Annotated in this window: 3 protein-coding genes and 1 pseudogene; 3 read left to right on the top strand and 1 reads right to left on the bottom strand. The window is 71.6% G+C overall.

The annotated features are described in order from the left end of the window. Positions 1-230 (bottom strand): annotated as a pseudogene (locus tag EST54_RS35145) (hypothetical protein); the annotation flags it as partial. A 1,985-nt stretch (positions 231-2,215) separates the two neighbouring features. On the opposite strand from EST54_RS35145, the gene EST54_RS32895 reads away from it, so the two are divergent. The 3 genes from EST54_RS32895 to EST54_RS32885 all read left to right on the top strand — a co-directional run. After that, positions 2,216-3,424, top strand: coding sequence for a cytochrome P450 (locus EST54_RS32895; protein WP_129251342.1), 1,209 nt, complete (start codon positions 2,216-2,218; stop codon positions 3,422-3,424). Positions 3,425-3,599: 175 nt separating this feature from the next. Continuing rightward, positions 3,600-4,952 (top strand): serine hydrolase domain-containing protein, encoded by a 1,353-nt coding sequence (locus EST54_RS32890; RefSeq protein ID WP_129251341.1) that lies wholly within the window; start codon positions 3,600-3,602, stop codon positions 4,950-4,952. A 153-nt stretch (positions 4,953-5,105) separates the two neighbouring features. Next, the coding region (locus EST54_RS32885; RefSeq protein WP_153189273.1) for an AMP-binding protein at positions 5,106-6,196 on the top strand (1,091 nt) is incomplete at its 3' end.

The raw sequence follows: 6,196 nt of genomic DNA, 5'->3' as shown, positions 1-6,196 counted from the left end.
CGATTGCGTCGCTCGCCCTGGCCGTTCCGGCGACCGCGGTCCCTGACCTCGCCGGCCGGGGGCGCGGGGGGTGTGGGGTGCGACAGCGGCGCCGCCGCGCTCCGAGTGGCGGAGGCGGTTGCCCGGCCGGCGAGGTCAGGGACCGCGGTCGCCGGAACGGCCAGGGCGAGCGACGCAATCGAGGCGCACACGCCCAGGGTGGCGGTGCGCGTCCAAGGTATTCGTCTCATGAACTCTTCTGTTGTCGTCATGACGTCAGCCGGGCCCGGCTGACGTCCAGGTGGATGAGGAAAGCGGAAGGGGGCCGATGCGGGGTACGGGCACGGCCGTGGACCGCGTGCGGCGGAGCCGGCGGGACCCTCGGCGCGGGGACGGCTCAGCCGACGAGCTCGCTGGCGTCGTGCACCGTTGCCCGGCGCATCGCCCGACGGCACATAAGCTATATCTAAGCACGCCTCAGTCGCACGTATGCGCCAATTTCGGCCTTCAGTGAGCGGGCACCGGCGCGGTCGCTCTGGCCGTCCGGGCCCGGCAACTGGACGTGCTCCCTTCCTTGTTGGCCCGATATGGCGCTGCCGGCTGCCCCGATGGGCGCCTGCCTCTTCGCACCTGCACATGCCGGGGTGCCGTGCGGGCGGGCCGGAACTGAACCGTCGCCGGCCGGGCCGGTGCGCCGCGCCGGGTGCGCCCCTTCGGCATGGGCCGAGGCCGGGATGCCGTCCACGGGCAATGCCGCGGCCTATTGGGGCGCATGGCCGTTCTTTTCCTCCTATTCGGCGGAGGGGTGAATACCGCGGTGCGCGCGCTGCCCGCAAGACATCAAATCCAGCCAATGATGCGGCCGTCGAAAGTCAGACATCGAGTGGTGCGTCTTCCTGGCTGGCCGGACGCCACTGAATCGGCCCGGGCCGCCATTCCGGACCTGCCCGGGCCCGCCCGTGCCCCTTGGTCCCCGTTGCGGCCCGGCTTGCTGACGTCGCGGCCTCCGTAGCCCGGCTCTGAAGGCGTCGAGCAATGCCGGTAAATCGGCAATTAATTGATGTACCGTCAGGAATACACGGCGTCTGGGCTGCGCCGTTGTCACGGGTGGTGGGGGCGTTGCCTGCTGCGGCGACGGGTGTCCCGGGAAGGGTTTTGCGGGATTTCGGCTGTGGTGGCATCCCATTCGCGGCGGGCGGTTCGAACGGGAAGTCGAATCCAGCGCCTCAGGGGTAACAGGGGCCCCGGTAACTTACGGGCGAGTTAAGGTAACTGGGGTTTGAAGTCACCCTCCGTGAAGCCTTGGGGGGTTGCTATCGTATGACCGGGAGTGAAGACTGTCGCCACGTCGAACTGGCGCGAAAGCTTCCAGGGTACGAATCACTGACAACACCAAGCGATACCTGCCAGTAATGCGTACTCTTCTCTCGTTTCCTTTTTCGGCAGCGGTGGTTGGCGTATGGGGTCAGCCGCCTTTTGCCCGGGACGGGACATCGCATTCGTGTCGGGTGCGAGGGGTCTTCAGTGGGGGATCAGTGATATCGGGAAGGTCGACTGTGCGGTCGCTACCGTTTGTCCATGAAGTGACGGATGGTGGGAGAGGGTGCTCGCGAAGTTGTGCACCGAGTGGGGAGGCGAAACCGGCTGTGTTTGCCCGGTGGGATTCGCCGAGGGGCGGAAGGGTCGGGCCGGTGACATTGCGGACCGCACGCTGTCCGTGAACGGCCCGCGGTACGGCCCCGGTGGGGACCCGGCCGACCGCCGAGGCAGCCTTCGCGCCGCCGTCCGCCGCAGGTCGCGGTGGCACCGGGACGCCGCCCGTGCCGCTCACCGTGCAGTGGCGCTCGGCGCTGCCCGCGTCCGTGACGACTCGGAGCGCGAATGCGGCTGCCCGGGCTGTCGCTTTGTGGTGCGACCCGGTATTTGCGTGCCGCGGCCTGCCGCGCGCCGGAATTCACCGCACATCCCCTTGAGCGGCCGTGCGGTCGCGGAACTCCGGGTGCCTCGCCCTCCGGAGTGACCGCGGACACCACACTGTGCACGGAGTTCCGGAGCGGCGATTTCGCCCGTACCGGAAACAAGCAAGAAATCAACCAAGGTCAGGAAAGGCGGTGACCGTGAGTCCGTTGTGCCGTATCGCAATCCATCGTTCCGGGGCACACGACCGCCTACCGGTCGTATGCACCACTGCCGGCGAGGAGCGAACCCTCCCGGACCCGCTCTCCAGGGAGAACCGGTGACCAGCAACGAACTGATACAGGCGCCCTTCGGCTTCGACGAGCTCGTCGACGGGTGGAGAACCGCGCGGCAGGCCGGCCCCGTCCGCTACGACGAGCAGCAGAAGCTGTGGCAGGTGCTGGACCACGAGAGCGTGGCCGCCGTGCTCGCCGATCCGGCCGCGTACTCCTCGGACTTCTCCGGACTGGCCCCCACCCAGCCGGACTTCGAGACCTTCCGCCAGGGCAACTTCGTCGGCATGGACCCGCCGGCGCACCGCAAACTGCGCACCCTGGTCAGCCAGGCCTTCACCCCGCGTGTCGTGGCCGGACTCGAACCGCGGATTCACGCCGTGGCCACGGAATTGCTCGACGCCGTCGGGGACCGCGACCGGTTCGACGTGGTCGACGCGCTGGCCTACCCGCTGCCCATCATCGTCATCGCCGAACTGCTGGGGATCCCGGCCGGCGACCGGGCGTTGTTCCAGGAGTGGGCGGCCACCCTCTTCGGCGGGGACGAGATCGGCGCCTCGCTGGACATGGCCGACGTCGAGCGCGCGCTGGACTCCATCGCGCCCACCGTGCGCGAGATGAACGGCTACATCCTCGACCACATCCGCCACCACCGGAGGAATCCGGGCGAGGGGCTGACCAGTCGGCTGGTGCGGGCCGAGGTGGACGGGGTGCGCCTGACGGACCAGGAGATCGTCGGCTTCGTGGCGCTGCTGCTGGTCGCCGGGCACATCACCACCACCGCCCTGCTGGGCAACGCCGTGCTCAGCCTCGACCAGTACCCCGACGAGGCCGCTCTGTTGCGCGCCGAACCCGGCCGGCTGCCGGATGTCATCGAAGAGGTCCTGCGGTGGCTGCCGCCGTTCCCCGAACTGGGACGCCGCACCACCCGTGAGGTCCGGCTCGCCGGGCGGACCCTGCCCGCCGATTCGGTGGTGATGGCCAACTTGGCCTCCGCCAACCGCGATCCGGCCCGGTTCGACCATCCCGACCATTTCGATGTGACCCGCAGCCCCAACCCGCACCTGACCTTCGGCCACGGCATCCACTTCTGCTTCGGTGCGCCGCTGGCCAGGATGGAGGCGCGGATCGCCCTCCGACTGCTGCTGGAACGTTTTTCTGAGATTGCCGTGGCCTCTCGCCGCGAGGTCGAGATCCAGAATCCCGCCGTCATCGTCAGCGTGCGCCGGCTGCCGCTGGAGGTACGGAGGTCATAGCGCCGTTCCCGGCGCGCTCCGCCGCAGGGACCGCGGGCGCGCGGGGAGTCAGCCGTCGAGCACACCTCGGCGATCAGGTCCGGAGGCCGGTGCGCCGACCCGCGACCGGGACCGGTTCACGGTGAGCCGGCACATCAACGCCTCGTGAATTTCGAGATCCGGGAGTAGCTTTCTCATGCCGTATGCCACGAGAGCTCCGGTCATCAGCCGGCAGCAGACGCAGATACGTCGCCTGTTACAAGAGCGTCTGCACACGCTCGCCCGGGCCCATCAGGTGCCGGGAGCCCAACTCGCCGTGCACACCGACGCGGTCACGTACAGCGTCCACACCGGCGAGGCGGACGCCTCCACGGGCCGGCCGTTCACCACGGACACCGCGGTGCCGCTCGGCTCCGTCACCAAGTGCTACACCGCCGTGGTCGTCATGCTGCTCGCCGCCGACGGCGACCTCGCGCCGGCCGACCGGGTCGCCCTGTACGTGCCGGAGCTGCGGACGCCGCAGGTGACCGTGCGGCAGCTGCTCAGCCACACCGCGGGACTCCCGACCGGGCCCGACTCGGACGACGTCGTGGCCCTGACGCCGTCCCGCTATCTGTCCGCGCACTGCGCCGACCGGGACGCCGTGTGCCCGCCCGGGACCGGCTTCTCCTACTCCAACGCCGGATTCGTCGCCGCCGGCCGGCTGATCGAATCGGTGACGGGCATGCCCTGGCAGGACGCGGTGCGCGCCTTCCTCCTGGAACCCCTGGGCACCCGGCCCGCCTTCCTCGGCGACCCCGCACCGGAGCGGCCGGTGGCGAGCGGACACTCCGCCAACCCGCTCTCCGGGCGCGTCCGGCCGGTGCGGCAGACCCTGGCGCCGGTGGAGGCGCCGGCCGGTGCCCTGCTGGCGAGCGCGCTCGACCTGGTCGCACTGGGCCGGGAGCTGATCGGACAGGGCCCCCGCCCGGTGCTGCCGAAGGACGCTGCCGAGGAGATGCGCCGCCCGGTTCCCGGCGCCGTGCCGGGTGTCCTGGCCGACGCCTGGGGGATGGGCCTCGCGCTCTTCCAGCAGGGCGCGGCACAGTGGTGCGGCCATGACGGCAACGCGCAGGGCACCTCCTGCCATCTGCGGGCCGAACCGGACAGCGGCACCGTGGTCGCCTTCACCAGCAACGCCAACAGCGGCACCGCCCTGTGGCACGAACTGGCCGACGACATCGCCGAGATCACCGGGGTGAGCGTGCCCGCGGCACCGTCCCCGCGGGAGGCCGGCCGTCCCTTCGCACTTCCCCAGTGCGCCGGGACCTATCACAACGGAACCGTCGAATACCGCGTCACCGCCGACGCGGAGGGCTCCCTGGCGCTGTCCGTGAACGGTGACACGCCGGCCCCCCTCGTCTGCTACGCGGACCTGAGCTGCGATCTGGTGGACCCCGCGTCCGGCCGCCGGGTCCCCGGCGGAAGTTTCGTGCGTGATCCGGACACCGGCGCGATCGACCGGCTGCAGATCTCCGGACGCACGGCCCGCCGTACCGCCACCGCCTGAGTCGAGCCCGCCGCCGGCGGCCCGCGCGCCTCCCCGCTCTTTCGCGCCGGGCCCGGCCGGACCTCGGCCCCACCCGCCCTGTCCGGGACCGCTCTCCCGGGCTGCTCGACGTGTTCGTGCCCTGCCCGTCCCCGCCCCGAAGGACTGACCTCCATGTCGGACCCGCACGAAACCTCCGCTCCCGCGTCCGCAGTGGCGCCGACCCGGACCGGTTCGCCGGTCTCCGGGCCCGGCGCGGTCCGTCCGGTGCCCCCGTGCTCGCTCGGTGAGCTGTTCGCCGCGTGGGTGGCGCGCACCCCGCAGGCACCCGCCGTCACCGACGGCCGGCGCACCTGGTCCTACCGCCAACTCGACACCTGGGCCAACCGCCTGGCGCACGACCTCATCGGACGCGGCGTGGGGCCGGAGCGCACGGTGGCGCTGGTGCTGCCCCGCTCGGTCGAACTGATCGTGGCCGAACTGGCCGTGGCCAAAGCCGGCGGCGCGTTCCTGCCCGTCGACCCGGCCTACCCCGCCGAACGCCGGGAGTTGATGCGCGCCGACGCCGATCCGGCCGTGGTCCTCGACGATCCGGCGCGGATCCGGCTCGCCGCCGGACCGGACCACACTCCGACGGACGCGGACCGGTGCGCGCCGCTGCACACCGCGCACCCGGCCTACGTCATCTACACCTCGGGGTCGACCGGCGTCCCCAAGGGGGTGACGGTCGCCCACACGGGACTGGCCGGCTTCGCCGCGGCGGCGGCCGACCGGTACGCCGTCGAACCCGGTGACCGCGTCCTGCAGTTCTCGTCCCCGAGCTTCGACGCCGCGGTCCTGGAGCTGTGCGTCTCCCTGCTGTCCGGCGCCACCCTCGTGGTGCCGCCGGACGGCCCGTGGCTGGGCGACGACCTCACCGACGTCCTGGCCGAGCAGCGCATCACCCACGCGCTCATCCCGCCGGCCGCGCTCGCCACGCTGCCCGCCCCGACCGGTGACCGGAGCCTGCCCGACCTGCGGACACTGATCGTGGGAGCCGAGGCCTGCCCGGCCGAGCTGGTCGACCGCTGGGCCGCCGGCCGCCGGCTGATCAACTCCTACGGGCCCACCGAGGCCACGGTGGTCGCCTCCTGGACCGGACCGCTGCCCGTCGGCGGCGGCACCCCGCCGATCGGCGGGCCGCTGCCCTACACCCGGCTGCATGTGCTGGACGCGGCGATGCGGCCGGTGGCGGCGGGGGCCAGCGGGGAGCTGTACGTGGGGGG

This window comes from Streptomyces sioyaensis, assembly GCF_004122735.1.
Taxonomy (GTDB): Bacteria; Actinomycetota; Actinomycetes; order Streptomycetales; family Streptomycetaceae; genus Streptomyces; species Streptomyces sioyaensis.
This window is presented reverse-complemented; position numbering and strand designations above follow the sequence as displayed.